General features: G+C 40.9%; 19 protein-coding genes. 13 read left to right on the top strand and 6 right to left on the bottom strand.

Going from position 1 to position 20,345, the window contains the following annotated elements; translation table 11 throughout:
• The 13 genes from ABWV72_RS02380 to ABWV72_RS02320 all read left to right on the top strand — a co-directional run bounded on the left by ABWV72_RS02380 (nucleotide 1) and on the right by ABWV72_RS02320 (nucleotide 11,698).
• Nucleotides 1-516 (top strand): LPS-assembly lipoprotein LptE, encoded by a 516-nt coding sequence (locus tag ABWV72_RS02380; RefSeq protein WP_342808102.1) that lies wholly within the window; start codon nucleotides 1-3, stop codon nucleotides 514-516.
• On the top strand, nucleotides 516-1,538 hold the full coding sequence (holA, locus tag ABWV72_RS02375; protein WP_216046483.1) for a DNA polymerase III subunit delta: 1,023 nt from the start codon (nucleotides 516-518) through the stop codon (nucleotides 1,536-1,538). The genes ABWV72_RS02380 and holA overlap by 1 nt, the downstream gene beginning before the upstream one ends.
• A 119-nt stretch (nucleotides 1,539-1,657) precedes the next feature.
• Nucleotides 1,658-1,975 carry a ribosome silencing factor gene (gene rsfS / locus ABWV72_RS02370; RefSeq protein WP_216046482.1) on the top strand — a complete coding sequence of 106 codons (318 nt, stop codon included), beginning with the start codon at nucleotides 1,658-1,660 and terminating at the stop codon, nucleotides 1,973-1,975.
• Nucleotides 1,976-2,006: 31 nt separating this feature from the next.
• A complete protein-coding gene (gene rlmH / locus ABWV72_RS02365; RefSeq protein WP_216046481.1) occupies nucleotides 2,007-2,477 on the top strand; it encodes a 23S rRNA (pseudouridine(1915)-N(3))-methyltransferase RlmH in 471 nt (156 codons plus the stop codon).
• Nucleotides 2,478-2,479: 2 nt separating this feature from the next.
• Nucleotides 2,480-4,393, top strand: a complete 1,914-nt coding sequence (gene mrdA / locus ABWV72_RS02360) for a penicillin-binding protein 2 (protein ID WP_216046480.1) — start codon at nucleotides 2,480-2,482, stop codon at nucleotides 4,391-4,393.
• Between the two features lie 9 nt (nucleotides 4,394-4,402).
• Nucleotides 4,403-5,521, top strand: coding sequence for a rod shape-determining protein RodA (gene rodA, locus ABWV72_RS02355; protein ID WP_216046479.1), 1,119 nt, complete (start codon nucleotides 4,403-4,405; stop codon nucleotides 5,519-5,521).
• A 107-nt stretch (nucleotides 5,522-5,628) separates the two neighbouring features.
• Entirely contained in the window at nucleotides 5,629-6,576 is a 948-nt protein-coding gene (gene mltB, locus ABWV72_RS02350; RefSeq protein ID WP_502902110.1) for a lytic murein transglycosylase B, read from the top strand.
• Nucleotides 6,573-7,400 carry a septal ring lytic transglycosylase RlpA family protein gene (locus ABWV72_RS02345; RefSeq protein ID WP_353368504.1) on the top strand — a complete coding sequence of 276 codons (828 nt, stop codon included), beginning with the start codon at nucleotides 6,573-6,575 and terminating at the stop codon, nucleotides 7,398-7,400. Before mltB ends, ABWV72_RS02345 begins: the two co-directional genes overlap by 4 nt.
• A 259-nt stretch (nucleotides 7,401-7,659) precedes the next feature.
• The gene (locus ABWV72_RS02340) at nucleotides 7,660-8,832 is read left to right on the top strand and encodes a serine hydrolase (protein WP_216046476.1); all 1,173 of its coding nucleotides are present in this window, start codon (nucleotides 7,660-7,662) and stop codon (nucleotides 8,830-8,832) included.
• A 45-nt stretch (nucleotides 8,833-8,877) separates the two neighbouring features.
• Nucleotides 8,878-9,141 carry a DUF493 family protein YbeD gene (gene ybeD / locus ABWV72_RS02335; protein ID WP_216046475.1) on the top strand — a complete coding sequence of 88 codons (264 nt, stop codon included), beginning with the start codon at nucleotides 8,878-8,880 and terminating at the stop codon, nucleotides 9,139-9,141.
• A gap of 27 nt (nucleotides 9,142-9,168) precedes the next feature.
• Nucleotides 9,169-9,810 (top strand): lipoyl(octanoyl) transferase LipB, encoded by a 642-nt coding sequence (gene lipB, locus ABWV72_RS02330; RefSeq protein ID WP_216046474.1) that lies wholly within the window; start codon nucleotides 9,169-9,171, stop codon nucleotides 9,808-9,810.
• On the top strand, nucleotides 9,803-10,765 hold the full coding sequence (gene lipA / locus ABWV72_RS02325) for a lipoyl synthase (RefSeq protein WP_216046473.1): 963 nt from the start codon (nucleotides 9,803-9,805) through the stop codon (nucleotides 10,763-10,765). The genes lipB and lipA overlap by 8 nt, the downstream gene beginning before the upstream one ends.
• A gap of 81 nt (nucleotides 10,766-10,846) precedes the next feature.
• Nucleotides 10,847-11,698 carry a peptidylprolyl isomerase gene (locus tag ABWV72_RS02320; protein WP_353368500.1) on the top strand — a complete coding sequence of 284 codons (852 nt, stop codon included), beginning with the start codon at nucleotides 10,847-10,849 and terminating at the stop codon, nucleotides 11,696-11,698.
• A gap of 9 nt (nucleotides 11,699-11,707) precedes the next feature.
• On the opposite strand, the gene ABWV72_RS02315 is transcribed toward ABWV72_RS02320, so the two are convergent.
• From ABWV72_RS02315 to ABWV72_RS02290, 6 genes are all read right to left on the bottom strand, one after another.
• Entirely contained in the window at nucleotides 11,708-12,145 is a 438-nt protein-coding gene (locus ABWV72_RS02315; protein ID WP_216046471.1) for a MarR family winged helix-turn-helix transcriptional regulator, read from the bottom strand.
• Between the two features lie 18 nt (nucleotides 12,146-12,163).
• Nucleotides 12,164-12,448, bottom strand: coding sequence for a putative quinol monooxygenase (locus tag ABWV72_RS02310; RefSeq protein WP_353368498.1), 285 nt, complete (start codon nucleotides 12,446-12,448; stop codon nucleotides 12,164-12,166).
• Nucleotides 12,449-12,560: 112 nt separating this feature from the next.
• Nucleotides 12,561-15,623 carry an AAA family ATPase gene (locus tag ABWV72_RS02305; RefSeq protein ID WP_342808092.1) on the bottom strand — a complete coding sequence of 1,021 codons (3,063 nt, stop codon included), beginning with the start codon at nucleotides 15,621-15,623 and terminating at the stop codon, nucleotides 12,561-12,563.
• A 10-nt stretch (nucleotides 15,624-15,633) separates the two neighbouring features.
• Complete coding sequence (locus tag ABWV72_RS02300; RefSeq protein WP_353368496.1) at nucleotides 15,634-16,761, bottom strand: exonuclease SbcCD subunit D; 1,128 nt, start codon at nucleotides 16,759-16,761, stop codon at nucleotides 15,634-15,636.
• Nucleotides 16,762-16,891: 130 nt separating this feature from the next.
• Nucleotides 16,892-18,739 (bottom strand): DUF885 domain-containing protein, encoded by a 1,848-nt coding sequence (locus tag ABWV72_RS02295; RefSeq protein ID WP_353368494.1) that lies wholly within the window; start codon nucleotides 18,737-18,739, stop codon nucleotides 16,892-16,894.
• 127 nt (nucleotides 18,740-18,866) lie between these two features.
• The gene (locus ABWV72_RS02290; protein WP_353368658.1) at nucleotides 18,867-20,201 is read right to left on the bottom strand and encodes a M24 family metallopeptidase; all 1,335 of its coding nucleotides are present in this window, start codon (nucleotides 20,199-20,201) and stop codon (nucleotides 18,867-18,869) included.
• Nucleotides 20,202-20,345 lie beyond the last annotated feature (144 nt).

The following is a 20,345-nucleotide window of genomic DNA, read 5'->3' as shown; positions in this document are numbered from 1 at the left end:
ATGAAAACTCTTTCAGCCCGTGCTTTTTTATTATTTCTTTTGATCTTTGGTATACAAGGTTGCGGCTTCAAACTGCGAGGTTCACAGCCTTTGCCAAACGGTATTCAGCAGGTCTACCTGTCTGGCCCTAAGGAATATTCACCTTTAAAACGCGCGGTGAAAGAACACTTCGATTTCTATCAGATAGCCTATGTGGCTAACATTCCTGTGCAACAAAAAGACAGCACTATTGCTATTTATTTGTATCCAGACAGCCTTGATAGAAGGTTACTTTCACTTTTTAGTAGTGGCCAAGTCGCGGAATATGAGTTGGTATTGACCATTAAACTGCAAGTCATTTTTCCTGATAAAGAACCGCAAATTGTAGAATTTGATATTACTCGGGAATACCAAGATGATCCCGATGCTATTTTGGCTAAATCTCGGGAATTAGACTTAGTGCTTAAAGAGATGCGTAATCAAGCCGCAGATCGCATTGTCAGAATGTTACCTAGTTTGGATAGCCGAGAACTTTAATGCAGGTCTATCCAAATCGCTTGGCCCAACATGTTAAACAAAATGACCATAGTTTTTATATGGTTTTTGGTGATGAACCACTGCAAAAAATGCTGAGTATTGAAGCAATACGCAAACAAGCATTACAACAAGGATTTGACGAGCGCCAGCAACTCACAGTAGACAATCAATTTCAGTGGTCCAGCCTAATCGAAGCAACCCAAACTTTATCACTGTTCAGCTCAAAACAGTTTATCGAATTAGAACTACCTACAGGCAAACCGGGAACGGAAGGCAGCAAAGTGCTTTGTGAACTCGCTGCGAATTCTCATGCTGATACTATCGTACTCATACACGGGCAAAAGATTGGACGTGATGTACAAAATGCTAAGTGGTTTAAAGCATTAGACAAACAAGGTATTTATGTTCCCTGTTTTGCCCTAGAAGGCAAGCAACTGCAGCAATGGGTTGCAGGTTATATGAATGAGACAGGCTTAAAAACCGGACCTGAGTCAATCAAACTGCTAAGTGATTATTGTGAAGGAAATTTATTAGCGGCCAAACAGGAAATCGACAAATTACTGTTGTTGTATCCTAACGGCGTGGTCACTGAACAACAAATCATTGAATCCGTGGTTGATCAGTCTCGATTCAACGTATTCCAATTAGTCGATGTCATGCTTTCAGGTGACGCTGATAGAATGGTCAAAATGTTGTATCGATTAGAAGCTGAAGGAGTAGAACCGACTATAGTGTGTTGGGCTTTGACCCGAGAATGGCAAGTTTTAAGCTCCTTACTAGCGGATAAACAAGCAGGTAAAGCGATCAATTGGAACCAACATCGGATATGGAAAAATAGACAAGGGTTCTATATGAGTGCCTTGCAACGGATTTCCTTAGCAACCTTAGACAATATCCAGCAAAAACTGCAAATATTGGATCAACGAATAAAACAATCGCAAGTAATGCGTCCCTATGTTGAGCTGTGTCATTTGTGTTTATTATTTATTCCGTTTGACTTAACTTCTATACCATTAGAATAACTGCAATCGTTACGCGTAACGCTGTAACCCCTTTATAATTGAAGTAATAGATAGCTATGCTAGTTTGTTATTATTTCTGATACAATTCACGTTGAGAAAACGTTTTAAGAGGAACACAATTGGAAAGCGACGAATTCAAAAAATTTGTAATCGATAAAATCGAAGACCTTAAGGCCAGAGACATCGTTGATATTGATGTAAAAGGCAAGTCTACAGTAACCGACACTATGTTGGTTTGCTCGGGGAATTCGAAACGTCATGTGGCGTCAATTGCACAAAATGTAGTTTACGAAACTAAGAAAGCGGGCCATCCGCCTCTCAGCGTCGAAGGTCAAGCCGAAGGCGAATGGGTGTTAGTAGATCTTGGTGAAATTGTAGTGCATGTAATGCAAGATCAGACTCGTGATTTCTATCAGTTAGAAAAGCTTTGGGCATAGCGACTAAACTCAATCTAGGAAATTAGTTCTAATGCGCATTCAACTGATAGCAGTAGGCACCAAAATGCCCTCGTGGGTGGAAACAGGTTATCGAGAATATGAGCGCCGTTTTAACGGCGATTTATCGTTAACCTTAACCGAAATTCCTGCAGGGAAACGAGGCAAAAATGCAGATATTAAACGGATTTTGCAAAAAGAAGGGGAACTTACCTTAAATTCAATACCCAAAGGTAACAAAGTTGTCACCCTTGAAGTAACAGGAAAAGCCTTGACCACAACTGATTTGGCGCAAAACCTTGCCGCTTGGCAAATGGATGGCAGAGACGTGAGCTTATTGATCGGTGGTCCTGAAGGACTCGCGCCAGAGTGTATCCAAGCCAGTGAACAAAAGTGGTCGCTATCTGCCCTCACCTTGCCACACCCTTTGGTTCGTATAATTGTTGCTGAGAGTTTATATCGTGCTTGGTCGGTGAATGCCAATCACCCTTATCACCGAGAATAGTTTTGGCTGTTAATCGCGTAACTATTAAAGACCATTCAGCGGAAGCCAACCTTTTTGCAAGACGCAGCTTCATTGCAATGCTATTGGTTTGCGTGGCGATGGTGTTAATAATAAGCAATTTATATTATCTGCAAGTATCAAAATTTTCCGACTATCAAACACGCTCCAATGGCAACAGAATAAAAGTGCTGCCGGTTGCTCCCAATAGAGGTCTTATTTACGACAGAAACGGGATTCTACTAGCTGAAAATCGACCTGTTTTTTCATTAGAGGTAATTCCCGAAGAGATAGAAGATCTCGATGCAACCCTTACCGAACTAACTAGTTTACTTAATTTAAGTGAAGATGAAATTTCTGACTTTAAAGCCAATATGAAACGAGTAAGACGGTTCAAACCTGTATCCTTACGTAATCGCCTAACGAATACTGATGTGGCTTTATTTTCAGCTAGCCAACATAAATTCCCAGGGGTGTCGATTGAAGCCAGATTAACCCGTCATTATCCTTTTGGTAGCGCACTTACTCATGCGTTGGGCTACGTAGCAAGAATCAATAAAAAAGACTTACAAAAACTCAGCGAAGCCGGGCAAGAAGACAACTATGCTGCTACCCATGATATAGGCAAGCTAGGTATCGAAAAGTACCATGAAGAATTACTCCATGGCGAAGTGGGATATCAAGAAGTAGAAGTGAATAGTAAAGGACGGATTATCCGTACGTTGAACTTTCAACCACCTGAACCAGGCCAAGACTTGATCCTCAATATTGACGTTAAAATGCAATTAGAAATACAAAATATTTTGGGCGACACTCGAGGTTCAGTGGTTGCACTGGATGCAAAAACCGGTGGTGTTTTAGCGCTTTATAGTAACCCCAGCTATGATCCCAATTATTTTGTGCACGGTATCAGCAGTAAAAACTATTCAAAACTACTTCAATCAACCGATAGACCACTGATTAACCGCGCAACACAAGGTCAATATCCGCCTGCATCAACGGTTAAACCGCACTTAGCGTTAGCAGGCTTAGAAGAAGGTGTTATCGACAGCGAAACTCGTCTTTTCGACAATGGCCGTTATCAACTAAAAAATGTTAGCCATGTATGGCGAGATTGGATTCCTTGGGGTCATGGTTGGGTAGATGTCAAAAAGTCAGTAGAAGTATCCTGTGACTTTTTCTTTTACGATTTAGCCTACCACCTCGGTATAGATCGCATTAACGAAACCATGACAGAGTTTGGTTTTGGTGATTACACCGGAGTTGATATTTATGAAGAATCAGATGGAAATATGCCAAGCCGCGGTTGGAAAAAAGCACGCTATAACGAACCTTGGTACATCGGCGACACCATTTCGGTAGGCATTGGGCAAAGTTATTGGACCGCAACGCCACTGCAATTAGCAAAGTCGGTGAATACGTTGGTAAATAAAGGTAGACGAATTGTTCCTCAAATATTACGAGGAAGAATTGTAGAAAATGAAATGGTTTTAGATCCGCTAAAAGAACTCCAACCCATCCCCATAAAAAACAGTGAAAATTGGGATCTGGTTCTAGCGTCTATGTATGGAGTTATCCATGAACCTCATGGTACAGCGCGGGGCGCTTTTGTAGACGTTAATTATGAGCCTGCTGGCAAGACCGGTACTGCTCAAGTTGTGTCTATTGCACAAGATGCAAAATATGACGCTGAAAAGTTAGCAGAAAAACATAGGGATAACGCGATGTATATCGGTTTTGCGCCTTATGATGATCCGCAAATTAGCATTGCTGTCGCACTTGAAAATGCCGGTGGAGGTAGCTCCCAAGCTGCGCCAATCGCTCGAAAAGTGATGGATTTTTATTTTAAAGATAAACAGCATCAGTTGGTTAAAACTAACGTCGATGAATCTGAAACCGATAATCAGACACAACAATAAGCATTGACTATGTTAAGAACAAAATTAGAACCAAATAAACAATCCATTTTCACCAAAATACACATAGACGTTACTTTGTTGATTGGACTATTAGTTCTAATGGCTGTGGGTTTAGTCACTATATATTCTGCTGGCGGCCAAGATATGGCGTTGATACAACGACAAGTAATTCGACTTGGAGTCGCCCTATTAGTCATGTTCATGTTAGCGCAAATCCCCGTTTTGGCGTATCAACGAATGTCGGTGTATTTTTATATCGCAGGCGTGTTAATGCTGGTTGCAGTATTACTTTTTGGGGTGTCAGGAAAAGGCGCGCAACGCTGGCTAGATTTAGGGGTTGTGCGATTTCAGCCATCAGAAATAATGAAATTGGCCGTTCCGATGATGATTGCTTGGTATATTAGCCGCTACAACCTGCCCCCTAAAATCTGGAACATTTGTATCGGATTTTTATTTGTGGCTGTACCGACATTATTGATCGCCAAACAACCAGATTTAGGTACCTCACTGTTAATCGCCAGTTCAGGCGTATTTGTATTATTTCTAGCGGGCATGAGTTGGAGCCTGATATTAATGGTCACATTTTTGTTGTCGGCCTTTGCGCCAGTTATGTGGTTCTTCCTAATGAAAGAATATCAAAAGCAGAGAGTTTTGACTTTTCTTAATCCTGAGAGTGATCCCTTAGGATCCGGATACCATATAATTCAATCCAAAATAGCAATAGGTTCCGGTGGTGTTAGCGGCAAGGGGTGGTTGCAAGGAACACAGTCCCAATTAGAGTTTCTACCGGAAAGACACACCGACTTTATTTTTGCGGTATTTAGTGAAGAGTTTGGTTTGTTTGGAATATTGGCGCTGTTAGCCATATATTGCTACATCATAGTGGTTGGCTTGATGATCGCCATGCGAGCTCAAGATGCATTCGCTAAACTACTAGCTGGTAGCATCACCTTAACCTTCTTTGTTTACGTATTTGTTAATATGGGAATGGTCTCTGGTTTATTGCCGGTAGTGGGTGTGCCTTTACCACTCGTCAGCTATGGCGGAACATCAATGGTGACTTTATTAGCCGGATTTGGCATTCTAATGGCAATCAGTACCCAAAAACGTCTGCTTTCCAGACAATAATAACTAAATAAACGGCCTAAGCGGGCTGATTTCCAAGCGGAGAGAAAATGCGTGCGCTAACAAAATGTATATTGTTTTCCATTTTATGCCTGAATATGACACAGGGAATGGCTAACCAAGACGTCGATTCAAAAGTTGATGCGCAAATAGAAGAGTTCATTACAATGATGGCTGAAAAGCATCAATTTGATCCCGACTTTATAAAACAAACATTAAACGGGGCTAACAAGAACCAGACTATTTTAGAAGCCATTGCTAAACCTTGGGAAGCCAAACCTTGGCATCAATACTTCCCTATTTTCCTAACTGAAAAGCGTCTTGCCAAAGGACTAGCCTTTTGGCAAGAGCACCAAGAGGATTTGCAACGAGCTGAGCAAGAAACCGGAGTCCCTGCTCAAATCATTGTCGCGATTATTGGAGTTGAGACCTTTTATGGCACGTATAAAGGTAAATATTCGGTATTAGATGCATTGTATACGCTGGGTTTTTACTACCCTCCCCGTGCCACTTTTTTTAAAAGTGAATTAGCGGAATATTTTCTACTCACCCGAGAAGAAGGCTTCGATTTAGCCGATGTTAAAGGTTCTTATGCTGGGGCCATGGGCTGGGGTCAGTTTATCTCTTCTAGCTATCGGCATTATGCAGTAGATTTTGATGACGACGGCGTTCGCGATCTTTTAAACAATCCCACAGATGCGATTGGCAGCGTGGCTAATTACTTTAAACGTCATGGATGGCAATCAGGCGAACCTATTGCATTTAAAGCAACAGTTGCAACATCCAGTAATAAAGTTGATGATTTAGTCAGTAAAAGCTTAAAATATAAGCACACATGGCAAGAGTTAAATGACGCGGGCGTAAGACTAGATGACAAAACTTCCTTATCAGCACAACAAAGCGTGAAATTACTCGCATTTGAACAACCTGATAATACTGAGTATTGGGTAGGACTACCTAACTTTTACACGATAACTCGCTATAATCACAGCCCATTATATGCCATGGCAGTATTTCAGTTTAGTCAACAGCTACAACAAGCAATGGAATTAAAATGAGAATAATTGGTTGTTTGATACTTTGTGCGCTAATTGCGTCTTGTAGTAATACAGGTCGTTATAGCCAGCATTCAGATTCAAAACCAAAAACGATTAGTCGAGATATTGATTTTCGTGATGTGCAGCCTAAATACGAACCATATCTTGCCGCATCGATGCGACCGTACACTGTTTTAGGCAAATATTATAAACCTCTTACAACAGGAAAAGGCTACGTTAAACAAGGTATTGCATCTTGGTACGGACAGAAGTTCCACGGCCATTTAACCGCTAACGGCGAAGTCTACAATATGTTTGCCATGAGTGCCGCCCATAAAACCCTACCGCTGCCATCGATCGTCAAAGTGACAAACATAGAAAATGGTAAAATTGCTGTGGTACGAGTCAATGACCGAGGGCCATTCCATCACAATCGTATCATCGATTTATCTTATGCAGCAGCGATGAAAATTGGCGTGTTAGATACCGGAACGGCTCATGTGAAAGTAGAAGTAATGCACGTGGATCAAAATGGCATGCTGACTGTAGGTAATACACCAGCGCCATCAGCGTCTGAAATAGCATCAGCAAAAGCAAAAGCAGATAACCAGCTATTTATTCAAGTTGCGGCTTTACAAGATGCAACAAAAGTACAAGCATTAGCTCAAGGTCTTCAAAGCCAGTATCAAGTATCCGTCAACACACCAAACGAAAATGGTCTATTCAGATTGCATTTAGGTCCTTTGGATGATGAAAATCATGCAGAACAACTTTTGCAACAATTAAAATTAGATGGCTATAACAGTGCCTTTCGCATATACAGCCAAACGACTATGACCCCCTAATGAAGTTGTATACTGAGTTGAAAAACAAGTTAAACTTTTTTTAACTTTTAGTGGTCGTAACATGAGTTGTAATTAAGGGAATTGTGGATATTTAGTGAATACCCATGCGTCTATTGTTGAGCCAAATATGTCGTCCGCCATAAAATCTAAACGATTAAACGAACTTGAAGATATTTTTCACGAAAGTGATTGGCAGAAATGATATATTACGCACCGCTCAAGAAACACTTTTTAAAAGATTAATAATAATGGTAGGTCAATGAACAATATTAAGTCTATTTTTTTCGGGTTGTTTTGCTCAGTAAGCACAGCCGTATTTTCGGTTAGTGCATTTTCAGCTGTAGTCATCCCCCCTCCTCCGACCGTTGCCGCTAAAGGCTTCTTGTTGATCGATCATAATACCGGTCATGTGATTGCAGAACTAAATGCGGATATACAACTTGCTCCAGCAAGTTTAACTAAAATGATGACCAGTTATGTTATCGGCAATGAACTCAAGTTAGGTAATATTTCAGAATCCGATATGGTGACGGTATCTGAAAATGCGTGGGCCAAAAACTTTCCAGATTCATCGAAAATGTTTATTGAAGTCGGTAAGCAAGTTTCAGTACACGATTTAAATCGCGGCATTATCATTCAATCAGGTAACGATGCTTGCGTGGCCATGGCTGAACACATTGCCGGAACAGAGAGTGCATTTGTTAGTTTAATGAATGCCCATGCTGAAAAATTAGGCATGACATCAACCCATTTTGTTAATAGTCATGGTTTGCATGATGCGGATCACTACACGTCTCCTCGTGATATGGCTATTCTTGCTAGTGCACTAATTAATGATGTTCCTGAAGAGTACGCTTTGTATGAAGAGAAAGAATTTACTTACAACGATATAAAACAATATAACCGTAATAGTCTGTTGTGGGACAAAAGCTTAAATGTAGACGGGATCAAAACCGGTCATACTTCTGATGCTGGTTACAGCTTAGTTACATCTGCTACCCAAGGTGATATGCGCTTGGTGGCAGTGGTTATGGGCGCTGATAGTGAAAGAGCCCGTAAAAATGAAAATAAAAAATTATTAAAGTATGGATTCCGTTTCTTTGAAACCGTCACGCCATATAAAGCGGGTGACAGCTTTGTTTCCCACCGTATTTATATGGGTGATAAAGAAACTGTAGACTTGGGAATTAACCAAGACACCCCCATAACTATCCCTAGAGGTCAGGTCAAAAATCTCAAAGCAAACTTTGAACTAGAAAAAAGTTTGGAAGCCCCCATCGCAAAAGGTGAAGTGGTTGGTAAGCTATTTTTGCAACTAGAAGGTGAAGATATTGCTGAATACCCGTTAGTCGCCCTGCATGAAGTGCAAGAAGGCGGATTGTTTGACCGGGCATATGATTATATAAAATTACAACTTGGATTTGGTGACTAGTCAATTCACTAGCATTCAAATCCCTAAATTAGTGAAGAGTAAAAAGTGGATACTAAATTCGATCAATTGTTGGATTTTCCTTGTTTGCAGACATTCAAAGTAATGGGAGTTGCTCATGAGCAGCTTCCTAATGATGTTATTTCTTGTTTGCAGAACCATGCACCAGGTGATTACAGCCCAACAGTAAAACCCAGTTCTAAAGGTACCTACCATTCGCTATCTATTAGCGTAAAGGTGACTAGTAAAGAACATATGGAAACCATTTACACTGAGTTATCTAGCTTAGAATTAGTAAGAGTTGTGCTGTAATGAAATCGGTAGTGGCGTTTGCGTAATATGTCTTTAGTTGTTCGTCAATTAGGTAAACAAAGTTATCAGCCCATCTGGCAGGCAATGCAAGATTTTACCGATTCTCGAGACGCAACTGTTGCAGATGAAATATGGTTAGTTGAACACTTACCTGTGTTTACCCAAGGTCAGGCTGGTAAAGAAGAACACTTATTAGCACCTGGGGATATCCCCGTGGTGAAAGTCGACCGAGGTGGACAGGTTACTTATCACGGTCCAGGTCAGCAAACTATGTATGTTTTGTTGGACATTAAGCGGCGTAAGCTTGGTGTAAGGAACTTGGTAACTGCCCTTGAAAGCTGTGTTGTGAATACTTTGCAGGATTATGCAATCAACGCTTATCCTAAAGCTGACGCTCCTGGGGTATATGTTGACGAAAAGAAAGTCTGCTCAGTTGGGCTACGTATACGTAAAGGCTGCTCATTTCACGGCTTAGCATTGAATGTAAACATGGACTTGTCGCCATTTAATCGTATTAATCCTTGTGGCTATGCTGGCCTTGAGATGATAAATTGCGCAACTATTGGTGGCCCGCAATCTGTAAATGCAGCAGGCACTAAATTGGTTGAGCATTTTTGCAATTTGTTAAATATTGATCACAAAGAATATAAAGAAGGTTTTGATGAGTAACGCACGACCACAAGCTGGAGTAAAACTCCGCGATGATGAGAAAGTAAAACACATTCCCATTACGATTGTTCCCACAGAAAAAGAACAAATGTTGCGTAAGCCTGAGTGGATCAAAATTAAATTACCCCGTACAACGGAAAAAATTGATCACATCAAACAAACCCTGCGCAAAAATAATCTGTATTCTGTATGTGAAGAAGCAAGCTGCCCTAACTTAGCGGAGTGTTTCAACCATGGTACAGCTACCTTTATGATTTTGGGTGATATCTGTACCAGACGTTGTCCATTTTGTGACGTTGCCCACGGAAAGCCTTTACCTCCAAGTGCAGAAGAACCGATTAAACTTGCTAAAACCATTGCTGAGATGGGATTAAAGTACGTGGTCATTACGTCTGTTGACCGTGATGATTTGCGTGATGGCGGTGCTCAACATTTTGTCGATTGTATTAATGCTATTCGTGAACACAGCCCATCGACCAAAATTGAAGTACTGGTACCCGACTTTCGTGGCCGTATGGATCGCGCACTAGAAATATTTAAACAAGGTGTGCCAGACGTGTTTAATCATAACTTGGAAACCATACCTCGTCTTTATCGAGAATGTCGTCCAGGGGCAAACTATCAGTGGTCACTCGATCTTCTCAAAAAATTCAAAGAACAACATCCTGAGATCCCGACTAAATCAGGCTTAATGATGGGAATGGGTGAAGACAAGCAAGAGATAAGCGTAGTGTTAGACGATTTGCGTGCTCACAATGTTGATATGCTTACGTTGGGACAATATCTGCAACCTAGCAAACACCATTACCCTTTAAAACGTTATGTACACCCGTCTGAATTTGACGAATTAGGTGACTATGCTCACAGCATTGGATTTACTCACGCAGCCTGCGGACCTATGGTGCGTTCCAGTTATCATGCTGACAAGCAAGCCGCTGGGGTCGAAGTAAAATAGCCAAAAACCTAATTAAGTTTACGGATTAAACAAAGCCCGTTAATGTAGTCATTAACGGGCTTTTTTATACAAGGAATAACCATGAAACCTTTCACCACACTTTTAATCGTTGTTGCATTCTTTTCTTGTTCAGCTTTGAGTAAAGTTCAAACAGAATGGCGTGCACCTAGATTAGAAAACCAAGTTTATATGCAAACTGACGAAGGATTAGTGATCATCGAGCTTGCACCATTTATTGCGCCTAATCATGTTACGCGGTTTAAAAACTTAGTGAACCAAGGTTATTACGACGGCTTAGACTTTTATCGGGTGATAGACGGTTTTGTTGCCCAAGCAGGTGATCTTGAGGATAAAAAACCAACTCAATTTAATAGTCCATTAAAGGCAGAGTTTACCCGCCCTATTCCCCCCATTAGTGCCTTTCAACTGGAACAAAAAAATGATTTCATGGCACCTGAAACTGGCTATTTACATGAATTTCCTGCCGGTCGAGATTTACAAAGTAAAGAAGAGTGGCTTCTTCACTGCCCAGGTAATGTAGCCATGGCCAGGGATGTAAATAAAGACTCAGCCACTACCCATTTTTATATGGTCATTGGCCAAGCTACTCGACACCTAGATCGAAACATGAGCTCCTTTGGTCAGGTTATCTATGGCATGCCTGCCTTGCAATCCTTAAAACGGGCAAGTGTCAATGAAGCGAGTGGCGTTATCGAACAAGCTGAGCAGCGTAGTAAAATACATTGGATTAAAATGGCAGAAAATATTGCCCCTGAAGAGCGCATTAAAATTGAAATACAAAAACAGGACTCTGACGCCTTCCAAAAGCGTTTACAAAGCGCTCGTGGTTTAGAAAGTGAATTCTTTCACTTTAAGGGTAACGGTAACTTGGACATGTGCTACTACAAGCCCAAAACTTACATAAACGAATAACGGTTTTATCTACACCGAGTGGCTTTGAGCACTCAGAATGTCAAAATAGCCGGGCAATATTGACCTCAGTAATTCTTTACTTGTTGGAGTCAAAGATAGCAAAACTGCCCTTGCATCTTGCTTATCCTTTTTGGAAGACAATAACGAGGCTGCAATAAGCTTCTTTATGGCTCGACTCAATACCGGCTTTGATACATCTAACCTTTCTGTTATTTCATGGGCAAGGAGGTGATCACGATCCGGCTCACGATCAATCACCATCATGACTAAAAATCGTAATTGAGAAAGGTTGTGGCTAGCAAAGTAGTCCTCTAATTTTCGAATCAAAGTGCTGTATTCTCGCAGTCCTTGCAATTTTTTAGCGACATCTTCACTTCGCTCAGGAAAGTAATCTTCACTGTAGCGGTTTATCATTGCTTGAGTCGGTAGCTCTTTTAGAAAAAACATACTTTTAAACTTCTACCATTATTTAAGCAAAGCCATGGTTTTTATCTCAACAGGCTCAGCTAACCACTCTTGATAAGCAGCAAACACCTGTTTTGTATAATCTTGCTGATAATGTTGTTCAAGGGCACTTTCATCCTGCCATTGTTCATATAAAAATAGCTGTGTTTCACTTTGATTTGTGTGGACGTCAAATTGCAAGCAGCCTTCTTCTTTTCGAGTAGCCCCTAATATTCCAAGGATAGCTTTTTTTGCATATTTAAAATATTGGGGCTTTGGTGTAATGGTGGCAAAGATACAATGCACAGAGCAGTCCTTAATCAAAACAATATAGTTACCATGGTAACTACATGCACTAAGTTGTCAAGCAGATATGTTTTTTGTCTATTTATGCCATGGCTTTTTATATTCAGACTCGTTAAGCAGTTAACACCTCAATTTGACTACCCGCTCTGCCTGATTTCACATCAACTCGCAGGGCCATTTGACTTTTTAACTCACTAACATGGGAAATGATCCCAATCATGCGGCCAGTGGATTGCAAATCGATTAAAGTGCGGATGGCTAAATCTAACGACTCAGAGTCTAAACTACCAAACCCTTCATCTATAAATAATGTATCCAGTCGAATACCACCTGAATAGGACTGCACCACATCAGACAAACCCAAGGCTAATGATAAGGCAGCCATAAAGGACTCTCCCCCTGACAGAGTGGCAACAGGACGCGATTTGCCGGTGTAGGCATCATCTACTTCCAGTTCAAGTCCAGATGCTTTGTTGCCTTTCGCACGCTCTTCCTTGCGAATAAGTTGATATCGGCCTTTACTCATTAACGACAATCGCTGTGAAGCCTGTATCAATACATCATCTAACAAGACACTGAGCACAAATCGCTGCAAACTAACTTTATCACCGGTGAGTCCGTTAGATACCTCGTATAAGGTTCCTACGGTTTGATATTGCACTTCAAGTGCTTGGTTCTTTTTATGGGCAGCAATTAACTTGGTTTGCACCGAAAGAAGCTGATTTTTGCGCTCTTCTAATTCCCGCCATATGCGATCTTTTTCATTAAGCACTGAATTAGCCAAGGCAAGTTCGTCTTGGATCACAACAAGGTTAGGTTTGCTTTGGGCGGTTAACTCAGATTTAAGTTGGGAAACCGCTCCGGTTAAATTATCCAGCCTAGTTTTAAACTCTTCAATATTGGTTTGTAACTCAAGTTGTTGTTGATCACTTAGTTGCGCGGCTAAAAAAGCGTCTTCATTAATAAACTCACTTGCCCCTAAAGCGGTTTCCCAATTTTTTTCGGCCTCTCGACTTTCGGTTTCCAACTCAGCTAAATTTGCCTGTAATGCCTGGTTGTTGGCATGACCTTGGTCGAATTGAGATTGGGCGACTTCTTTGTCTTGTCGAGCAGACACTAAGGCCTCATTAAGCTGACTAATCTTACGTTTTAGACCATCTATATTGGATTCTAGCTCGGAAATATTACGTTGCTGAGAGGGGACTTGTTTTTCAAGTTGCGCAACATTCGCTTCAGCTGTGATCAAACCTTTCTCATCTACCGCTGCTTGGTCTTGCAAACCAGAGAGTTTAGCTTGGTACTCTTTGAGTGTGTTTTTATTGTTTTCTAGGTTTTCAGCTACAGTTGTCAGGTTTTTTTGAACCCTTAATAACTCACTGACTTTGTGCTGCTGAGTGTCGTGCTCAGTTTGCATCTCTTCTATGCTTTTAGATGCAATATCGCCTAACTCTTGGTTTAGGGAATCAATTAAGCTCTGTTTAACGGTTTCCTTGCTGACAGCGTTATCTAATAGTGCTTTTGCCTTATCTCGCGTGTTAGTTGCTTGTTGTTCTAGGGCTCTAACCTCATCGACTTTTTCTTTGCTGGTGAATTCAATAACACCTTGTGTCGTGGCAATATTAGGGTGCTGCAAACTACCACACACAGGACATGCCTCTCCGTCTTCTAACTCTTGGGCCAAAATAGCCGCTTGACTAGCATGCCAAGAAAACTCGGTTTTTTTAACTAAGCGTGAACTGTCTAATAAGCTATTTTGGGCTGAATCATAATCACGTCTGGCCAGAGCACTTTGCTGTTGCAGTTGCTTTAATTCGTCCCGTAATTTCTGTAAATTTTTACCCTTGGTCAAGTTTTGACTTAACTTTTCAAGTAATAGTTGTTGTGCTGCGATGGCGCTTACTTGCTCTGAAAGTTGCTGCCATTGTTGTTCTAAACCCATTATTTGTGAACTGATAGTGTCTATCTGACCTTGTTGCTTATTAAGTTTACTTTTACTCTCCGTCGCCTGTGATTGGGCCTTTTCTTTTAACACTGTGGCGGCGTTTAAGTTTTGCGCCACTTTTAAAAACTGTTCCAGTTGATTGAGTTGTTTTTGCACAGACTCAACTTGTTGCTGCTCAACTTGTGCGGCGCTAAATCTTTCTACTGCTTGTTTTAACTGGGCGTCATATTGGCTTAATGCCGATTGACTGTTAGCTAATTTTTCCTGCCCTTGAGCTAGTTTTGATGCCACGCTCTTTTTGTCTTTAAAAAGAGGTGCTAACTTTTGTGCAACTTGAGCAAGCCTCAGCTGTTGTTTTAGCTTGTCGAACGCGGGAATGGATTCTTTAAGTTGTTCTAACTCATGACTTTTCAACTCAAAGTCGGTGAACTTTTTAACTAATTGATTAGCCGCTTCTAAGGCTTTTTCCGTTTGTTTAACCTGGCTTTGTGCATCTTGTTTTTGAGTAAATGCCAGTACAAGTTCTGGTTTTATCTGCACAATGCTTGTTTCAACCTGCTCTTCTGAGTTAACGTCAGCACTTTGCAATATGCCTTTTATTTGGTTCTGATGTTGCTCCACCGCTTTTTTAATCTCTGCAGCTTGGAGTTTTAAACCATCTTCAATCCTCTTATAGATGGAAGTTTGAAATAACTGGCTAAATATTTTTTCGCGATCTTTAGAGTCCGCTAACAACAATTCTCTAAACTTACCTTGAGGTAACACCATAACCTGACGGAATTGTTCAACATCTAATCCAATAAGACTTCTAATCTGGTTGTCTGCTTCTTTCACGCTAGATGAAACTAGTAGCCGATTGTTCTCGCTACCATCAAGCTCCCAAAGGCTGGCTTTGGAATTTTGCGACGTGGTGCCTTCTCCAACACTCTTAGCCCTCTCTTGCATAGGGATCCGAGAAATACGATAAGCCTTATTGCCCAAGCTAAAATCTAAGGTTACCTCGGTCAGTAAATTTATATCGGCGAAATCACAGCGCATTTGCGAGGCTGAGCGTTCAGCCCCGGTTGTTTGGCCATATAAGGCAAAACAGATGGCATCAAGTATGGAGCTTTTGCCCGCGCCGGTCGGGCCATTTATCAAAAATAAGGGGTTAGATCCCAACTCCGCAAAATCAATACATTCAGTACCAGAAAAAGGGCCAAAAGCATGTACAGTCAGTTTAAGTGGCTTCATGTTAATGTCCCTATTTGGTTAATCGATTAATTAGTTCGGAGACCAATTTATCTTGATCCTCTGACATGGCTTGGCCGGCAATTTGCGAATAGAAATCTCGAAACATATCCAGCTCCCCTTGCTTTAACGACTCTTGATTTAATTGTGTTGAGTTGGTTTCTAGCATGCCAGGTTTTTCAAGGTGCAACACATTGGGGTACACCTCTCTTAACTTACCCATGGGATCTAAGATTGCGTGCTTATCTGTTAGCCTAACTAAAAGATAATCGTCATTGTTGGGGTCGACTTTACCTTGTTCTAAAATAGTGCTTAATTCACCTTCAATAATACGCATGTCTCTGAGTGGCTTAAGCGCTAGGTGTGTCATTGATACTGGCATTTCAGAGTCGAATTCAACAAGGGTTACACCTTTTTTCTGGTGCTGCTCTGAAAAACTATATTTCATGATCGAACCAGAGTAACGGATATGTTCTTTTCCTTTAAACTGCGGACTATGCAGGTGCCCTAAGGCCACGTAATCAAAGTCGATACAAGGTTGATAACTCACTCGGTCTGCACCGCCTATTTGTAATGGTCGTTCAGAGTCAGATTCGCTGGCACCATCAATAAAACAATGGCTGATCAACACATTTTTTTGTTTGTCTGACATCACTTTTTTAATTTCTTCGACCAAGTAACTGTGAGCCTCATCATAACTGCTAACCTCCACATCAAAGGTATTTCTAACCATTGCTGGCTCACAATATGGAATACCGTAAAAGGCGACTTCAAGTCCGTCAACTTCAATAACCGTTGGTTGGGTCACTTGCTGTAATTCACCCATAATATGTAAACCCGATTGTTTCATCTGGTTGGCACCAAATCGGATTCTTTCGGCACTATCGTGGTTACCTGGGATCAAAATAGTCGGTATTTTCAACTCCATGCAAATCGTACTTAACACCCGATCTAAAAGTTCGACCCCATTGGCTGGAGGTAATGCACGATCATATATATCCCCAGCTATAATTAGCGCATCAACTTCTTGTTGTTTAATGTACTCGATCAACTGATTAAGCACATATTGTTGATCTTCAAGTAGAGAAACGTTGTGGAATTGACGGCCAATATGCCAGTCTGAGGTATGTAAAAACTTCACAAAAGTCCTTTAAAATTACGATATTGGAAATTATTAAGGGAAATAAAAAGGCGAGACCTAAGCCTCGCCTATCATACTAACTCATCGAAAGAGCGCTGAAAACGCTGTAAAGCTAGCAAACCTTATGTGATTAACTTTTTTGACTCTCGATCCAACGATCAATTTTTGCTTCAAGAATTGGCATAGGTAATGCGCCATCTATTAGCACTTGGGTATGGAACTTACGCACGTCGAACTTATCACCCAGTGCTGCTGAGGCTTTATTGCGTAACATACGGATATGTCGTTGACCTATTTTGTAAGCGAGCGCTTGGCCGCCGATTGAAATATAACGTTCAACTTCTGCAACAACATCGCTTTTGGCCATAGATGAATTGGCTAACATGTAGGCGATGGCCTCCTCTCTAGTCCAGCCGAATGCATGTAATCCAGTGTCGACCACTAAACGCATAGCACGCAATTGTTCGTCGCTTAGTCGCCCGTACCACATATAAGGGTCAGTGAAGAGCCCTAACTCTTTACCTAAGCTTTCTGCGTATAACGCCCAACCTTCAGCAAACACAGTGTAACCACCAAATTTACGGAATTTTGGAAGGGATTCTACTTCTTGCTGAATCGCGATTTGGAAATGGTGCCCGGGTGCCGCTTCATGAATACTTAGGGTTTCTAGTGAAAACTTTGGTTGGCCTTTTAGATCACGGGTATTAATATAAAAAATCCCCGGTCTCGAGCCATCCGGTGCCGGAGGCATATAACTGGCTCCTGCTTCAGAAGCTTCCCTGTATGCCTCAACCGGTTTCACCACGTAATCCGCTTTAGGAAATACTTCAAACAGTAATGGTAGTCTTTCATTAATCTTTTCTTTTACTTCTGTATAACCATCAATGATCCCTTGCTTAGAATCGAAGTAAAATTGGTCATCTGTACGCAAAAACTCGAAAAATGCAGGTAAATCCCCTTCAAAGCCGACAGTTTCTTTTACTTTAATCATTTCTGATAAAATGCGAGCCACTTCTTGCTTGCCAAATTCATGTATTTCTTCAGCGGTTAAAGGTAATGTGGTATTCGTTTCGATTCGGTATTCATACCATTTTTTACCGTTAGGAAGTGCCGATAAGCCAACAGTATCACGGCCATTTTGCAGATATTCGCCTGCTACAAATTTTGCCACCTTGGCATATGCAGGAATAATGACTTGCTTAATAACGGCAATATATTCACTTTTTAATTTAGCTTTTTCATCTTCGGATATATTTTCATTATCCTCTAACGCGGCTACTGGGCCGTAAAAAACGCTTTTGCTAACATCATCTACAACATGAGCACTTAATTGCGGTATCAGCTTTTCAATAATAGGCTTGGGATGGACTACACCTTTTTTAATGCCTTCTTGCATAGTCGTAATTACGCTGTCCATGTAAGCAGAAAAGCCAACCGAGCGCTTCATAAAGTTACGATAATCTTGCGCGGTATTAAAAGGCTGTGCACTACTGCCTGAGCCTAACATTGCAAAATAACTATGTACGCCACCGAACTGACTTATTGGCATCAAGTGTTCAGGCAATCCAAACTCTCTGATACCTACTTCAAGATCCCGTTTAAATACTTCATAGCTCAATAAATCCTGACCACTCAATTTACTTGAATCGATAGTATTAACAGACGCTAAATATTTCTTCTCAAAGGCTAAACGTTTAGCGAAAACAGCTTCCGTTAGCGGTTCATCAAATTGATCGTTATATTTAGTTTCGCCAACAAAAGTAGAATAAATCGGATTAAACGCCATACTTTCATTAAAGTAATTTTCAGTTAATTCTTGGATTTTTTTCGACTCAGCTAATTGAGTCATTTTTTCAGCCGCCACCTGATTACCCGTTGAATTGTTCGTGCTGTTACCTGCACAACCCGCTAAAGCAATTGATACAGACATAGCGATCAGTGCTTGTTTTATCGCCATCGGCTTAATTCTAATTTTCATATTTTTTTCCTGTGTTAGTGCGTGTTTTTATTGTTAGATGTCAAGCATAACAAAGCACTTCGAGACTAGCTTGATAATATAAATCCTGTAACACTTTTTATTTCTAGAAAGTGTTATAAATCATGCTCTATTTAGGCTGAATTAGGTGGAGTTTTGTTTGCCGGCCATCTAGGTAATGCACTCCGCTACTATCAAAAAATGCATTTTCCTCTAACATAATCCGAATTTCCTTTTTCCATTCTGGAATAAAAGAAGCGGCATTCAATTCGATGGAATAAGCAGTGTTGAGGTGCAAGGGATAATCACCTGTGACCGGCACACCACCTTGAGAATCCCACATCCCAAGAGTGGTTCCAGCTGCATGACCATGATAACCAATTGGGTGAGTATAAATTGAGGGTTTAATACCCTCAGCAATAGCTTGCTCTCTAGACATCTTTAGTACTTCATTTCCAGTTCGTCCTGGTTTGAAGTTATTGGTAAAAATATCTTGTAATCGATTAGCTTTTGTAAATGCCTTTTGCAGATAGTCAGGTGCATCCGTCTCACCTGGTTTTAACACATAAGCATGCTGTTGTTGATCAGAATGTAAACGCAAATAAACCAATCCGAAGTCCACGTGCAAAAGGTCACCCGCTTGAATAACCTGTTCCGCATTGCTAGCTGTAAAGGCTTTTAAATGGTCAAACTTCACTGTACTTGAGCGTTGAATTGAAACGGATGGATGAAACCAATTGGTTAATTTTAGTTCTCTGCTTTTTTCCCTCAACCACCAAACCACATCTTCCGTAGTTGTTTCTCCGGGAGTAATAACCTGATTGGAAAAAGCCTCAGCAATTAAGCGATGACCGATTTTAATTAAGCTTGGATACACTTCCAATTCTTTGCCGCTACGGGTTTCTAACCACGCGATGGCTAAATTTTGTGATGAAACCACTTTGTTGGATAGCTCGGAAGGTAAAGCGTCCATTAACTCTTGGTATTCTGTTGCACTCAGACCATCAGCTAAAGCAAAATGAGCAGATTTATTGAGGGCTATTTTTTGTGGATTTTTTTGTTTTATTAATTCCACAAGGCGTTGCCATTGGTTGGGTTGTTTTTCTTTATCCCATCCTTTTCTAAACATGCTATCGACGTCGTATCGACTTACTGCAAGACGTTCCACAGCTTGTCCATTTCCGGGATTAAACAGCACCAAAATAGTTCTGCGTCTAGCCGATAGCCAGGTTGCTGGTAACATGGTTTTTAACACTGGATCTTCGTTATACTCCCTAGATATCAAAATCCACATGTCGATCCCTTCCCGCTCCATCAACTTGGGAAGCGTTCGCTCAAGACGATCTTTGAGTATGTCATCTATTAATGCTGCACGTTCGCGCATACTCAACACTTCTTCTGAGTGGGAAGTCGCTGCGAACAAAGTGCTTACTAGAATTATCGTTAATAAAGTAACTGTCTTTATATTAATCAAAATTTGTCCTTTGCTTTTGAAAAACTACCCACTTTAGATAGTTACCTCGTTATCATCATTTTTGTAAATACTCAGTGAAATTACAACAATATATCGTCAATAAGGGAATATTTCAGGTTAGAATGTCGGCATTGC

This window comes from Aliiglaciecola sp. NS0011-25 (assembly GCF_040370605.1).
GTDB classification, from domain to species: Bacteria; Pseudomonadota; Gammaproteobacteria; order Enterobacterales; family Alteromonadaceae; genus Aliiglaciecola; species Aliiglaciecola lipolytica_A.
Note: the sequence above shows the minus strand (reverse complement) of the source record. Positions and strands in the feature narration are given on the sequence as shown.

Coding starts and splice junctions, on each gene's coding strand:
- ABWV72_RS02305 (WP_342808092.1), bottom strand. CDS start 15,623: ATGAAGCCACTTAAACTGACTGTACATGCTTTTGGCCCTTTTTCTGGT.
- lipA (WP_216046473.1), top strand. CDS start 9,803: ATGAGTAACGCACGACCACAAGCTGGAGTAAAACTCCGCGATGATGAG.
- ABWV72_RS02320 (WP_353368500.1), top strand. CDS start 10,847: ATGAAACCTTTCACCACACTTTTAATCGTTGTTGCATTCTTTTCTTGT.
- rlmH (WP_216046481.1), top strand. CDS start 2,007: ATGCGCATTCAACTGATAGCAGTAGGCACCAAAATGCCCTCGTGGGTG.
- lipB (WP_216046474.1), top strand. CDS start 9,169: ATGTCTTTAGTTGTTCGTCAATTAGGTAAACAAAGTTATCAGCCCATC.
- rodA (WP_216046479.1), top strand. CDS start 4,403: ATGTTAAGAACAAAATTAGAACCAAATAAACAATCCATTTTCACCAAA.
- ABWV72_RS02315 (WP_216046471.1), bottom strand. CDS start 12,145: ATGTTTTTTCTAAAAGAGCTACCGACTCAAGCAATGATAAACCGCTAC.
- ABWV72_RS02380 (WP_342808102.1), top strand. CDS start 1: ATGAAAACTCTTTCAGCCCGTGCTTTTTTATTATTTCTTTTGATCTTT.
- ABWV72_RS02340 (WP_216046476.1), top strand. CDS start 7,660: ATGAACAATATTAAGTCTATTTTTTTCGGGTTGTTTTGCTCAGTAAGC.
- ABWV72_RS02345 (WP_353368504.1), top strand. CDS start 6,573: ATGAGAATAATTGGTTGTTTGATACTTTGTGCGCTAATTGCGTCTTGT.
- ABWV72_RS02295 (WP_353368494.1), bottom strand. CDS start 18,739: ATGAAAATTAGAATTAAGCCGATGGCGATAAAACAAGCACTGATCGCT.
- mltB (WP_502902110.1), top strand. CDS start 5,629: ATGGCTAACCAAGACGTCGATTCAAAAGTTGATGCGCAAATAGAAGAG.
- holA (WP_216046483.1), top strand. CDS start 516: ATGCAGGTCTATCCAAATCGCTTGGCCCAACATGTTAAACAAAATGAC.